The organism is Oleiphilus sp. HI0128, assembly GCF_001635365.1.
Genome location: NZ_LWGG01000815.1, coordinates 1 through 3,660, shown reverse-complemented (window position 1 = coordinate 3,660; position 3,660 = coordinate 1). Strand labels below are relative to the sequence as shown.

3 protein-coding genes are annotated in these 3,660 nt (G+C 39.3%); all 3 read left to right on the top strand.

Translation table 11 applies throughout. The features are described from left to right. The coding region (locus tag A3763_RS29620; RefSeq protein ID WP_231872185.1) for a hypothetical protein at positions 1 to 224 on the top strand (224 nt) is incomplete at its 5' end. Continuing rightward, on the top strand, positions 221 to 3,082 hold the full coding sequence (locus A3763_RS12185; RefSeq protein ID WP_068634355.1) for a conjugal transfer protein TraG N-terminal domain-containing protein: 2,862 nt from the start codon (positions 221 to 223) through the stop codon (positions 3,080 to 3,082). The genes A3763_RS29620 and A3763_RS12185, both read left to right, overlap by 4 nt. Continuing rightward, the coding region (locus tag A3763_RS12180) for a hypothetical protein (protein WP_156495064.1) at positions 3,079 to 3,660 on the top strand (582 nt) is incomplete at its 3' end. The genes A3763_RS12185 and A3763_RS12180, both read left to right, overlap by 4 nt.

Genomic DNA, 3,660 nt, shown 5'->3' with positions numbered 1-3,660 from the left:
CTGATGCAACGAGCATAGTGCCTACAGGATGTAACCTAACCCCCTATTACCCAATAATTGAAGAAATTAAAAAATTAGAAGTTCGAATAAATGACTCATCCAAAGGTCTGCATGAACGATACCTTGCAAAGCTTGAGGAACTAGACACTTTTATATCATTAAATAGAAATTACGAAAAAATGAAAAAACAAATTAAACGTAATCTGACGAGCGGCAAAGAATGAAAAAGCTATTCATAAGTTTATCCTTTCTTTTTCCTTCGGTAGTGTTTGCTGATGTAGATTTTCACAGCTACGGTGGGTTTGAAACTGTTGTAAATGGATTTACCTATATGCGAAATGTATATGGGAATGCTCAGTACGGCTTACTCGTGTTTACAATACTTGTTATGGCTGTATTTATATCTACTTCCTTAAACGCTGTTAAGGGTCTAACTGGGCAAGGCAAAGCAAGCACAATGCTTTCACAAATATTTTTCTGTTGCTTAGGTTTCGCTATATACCAAGGAACAATCATACCTAAAACTACCATTCACATTTACGATAACGTCTTAAATAAATATCAAGCTGTAGATCAAGTCCCACTTTTAATAGCTACGCTCGCTGGCGGTGTTAATGGATTGGAAAGAATTGGATCAGATACATTCGCTGCACACACTCTCAATAGGGCAGAACATGGAGGAGGCGCAACTATACAACTTTTGTCAACAGTCTTGAATCAAGACCCTCTGAAATATAAACCGTATTTATCAAAAAGCATCGAACACTATATTGATGACTGTATGCCCCCTGCTCTAACATCCTCATTGGGGAGCTATGGAACATTTGATTTAAATAAAATACTGCACGAAACTAATGATTTAGTTGGAGAACTGGCTAAATTAGCTTCAACATATCAAATGACAGTGTACTACGATGCAGCAAATCGAGGAGGTAATAGCGTAACCTGCAATGCTGCATGGGCATCGATATCTTCATTAATCACATTACCAGCCACTTATAACCAGCATTATAGTGATGTTTGTAAAAAAGGAGGTTTTGAAACAGATGTAGCTACGTGTAAAACTAGGCTTTCTACAATCGCGGATTATGCAATGGATAGTACATCATCAATGGGTGTCGATAATATTGCTGGCAACCAAGCACTTGCACAGAATCTCTACCGAAATCTAGCCGAAAACCCCGTTGCGTACATGGAAGATATGATCAATCTAAAGAACCAATCAACAGGACTATCTACACTTGTCGCTGCTGGTTCATGGCTTCCAACAATACGCTACAGCACAATGATGATTATTGTAGGAATTATGCCTCTTATCACGCTGATGTTCTTCACACCAATGCTAGGAACTGCTCTTAAATACACGGCAGGACTATTGTTATTTACAGCTATTTGGGGACTAACCGATACAGCAATACACGGCATAACCTTAGCAAACATAGAAGATCAATTAGCTTCATTACAAACAACAAACTTTAGTGTTTATACATTTATGACAGCTCCCAATGATCTGCAAAAAGCCGTAGCAACTATGGGTAAAATGCAATCAATGGGATTAATGCTAGCAACAATTTTAGTAGGAACCTTTTTCAAGATTTCAGGGCGCGCATTTGCCAACATGGGCGAAAAGTTACAAAGTGATATCGATAAGATAGGCGGCGAAGTCGGTGGTCAAGTATTCGATCCTTCGCAACGAATGCAAACAATGAACAGCCATATGACAGCGGACAGACAAATGGGTGAGCTAGGTAGTATGGGCACTGAGCGTTATGCAGATGCTCATACAGCACCAAATATAAGACAATTGAAAACGGATGATAAATATTTTGAAGACGTAGGCGGAACTGCAAACTCTGTACTTGATAGGGAAGCAGCAATCACGGCGGGGCAACAGTCTGGAAAGCTACAAATGAAAGAGAAGCTAGCAGAACAGAATGGCACAACACCTACTGATTTAGCTCGAATACTCGCAGCACAAGAAACGACCAACCAAACGAGAGAAACAATTGCTACCTATGATGCAACCAACGAAGGTGCTGAAATAGCAGGATATGAAAACCCTGCTGATTTACTTAAAGACAATAAGCTCAATAACTTGATGAACGAACAAGCTAATCTTGATAAAGCCCTAAATGTTGAAGGGGTTACTGGTGCAGATGACATCCTCGAAGCCAAGAAACGAATGGAAGCAGCCAATGTTCAAGTAGCATTAGATAAAAAAGATCTTGACACAATAGATACTGCTGGCGGAGGCGAGTTTGTAAACCCCCAAAGCTTTGCTCAGTTCGAAGAAAATGGAGGCTCAGGAGTTGGCACCATTTCGTTTAGTCCCGATGGTTCAGGAAAACCCGTAAATGTATCAACGCTAACACAATCTTCAGCAACATCCGATGATAGCTCCGAATTCAAAGAAGGTACTCATGCAGATAAAGGTAAAATTGCAGATCTTATGGATACTACAACTGAAGGCGTACTTTCAGACGCTGGACTTAACCTAGCTAAGCAAGCGCTATCCGGTGAAAGTCGAGCAACGGAAAACTCACTTATCGACGGCATGTCCGATGCCATGTATGGAAGCTTTAATGCGTCAGACACAGATTCAAGCGCCATACAAGCCAATGCAGGCGCAGATGCACAAATAGATCTATCTGGCTTGCTAAAGTTGGGAGCAGGCGCATTGAAGAAAATGGGCGGAGATAAAGGCCCTGAAGGGGGAGTTATTGATAAAGTAGCCGATCTAGCAGACACATTTGGTCTTAAAATGAAAGCAGGCGCAGGTTGGTCGGGAGCAAATACAGATAAAGATTCAAGGGATGTTCAAGGCAGAGCATTAATGGCGTATATCCTAGAAAGTTATCAGGAACAATATGACTTAGCAGATTCAGAAATCGAACAAACACGTATCGCAAACGAAATGGCAGATGTTATGATGACAACAAAAGACTCACTTGATCAGGCATTTCTTGAAATCGGAGGAAATGAACTAGATGATATCAACATTAATAACGAAACTATGAATGACGAAGTATTGGATTGGATGGAAGATATGCAAGAAATTCGTGACGAAAAATACGGCAGATGATGAAAACATTGTTTATTAAAGGCTTCATAGGAATTTGTTTAAGTGCAATTAGCTCGTTATTATTTGCTTTATCAGATCCATTAGCTACCAAAGACGTCAATACCACACAAAATAAGCACGGCTATGCCGTGCTTAATTATTCTGATTTGGTTGTTAACTCTATTCCATTAGATCTATATAAATTACTGTATCCCATCATTGAGGAAAAAGCTGGAAGCGATCCAATTACAAGTGTTTTTGCATGCAACTTTAAATTCGCCCCCAAAAACAATACTACTCAAGTAGGACAAATTGAAAATAATGACTGTTTGGCTAGAGGGCTTTGGGGTAAAGGCACAAAGATTCATGCCGCATTTCTAATTGATCCAGCTCTACTCCCAGTGCATAAAAAAACCAGTGGCAGTAAATTAGTAGGTGATACCGACTGTTATAAAAAAAGAGAGTTCAAATATTGTAAAGCCCTTTCAAAAAATAAAAAAATATGGGAGCAAATTGCTAATCCAGAAAATATTATCTTTGTTAGAAAAAGATATCTAAATAAATATATCAAATCTCTTCCCAAACCAGCAATTGAAGCA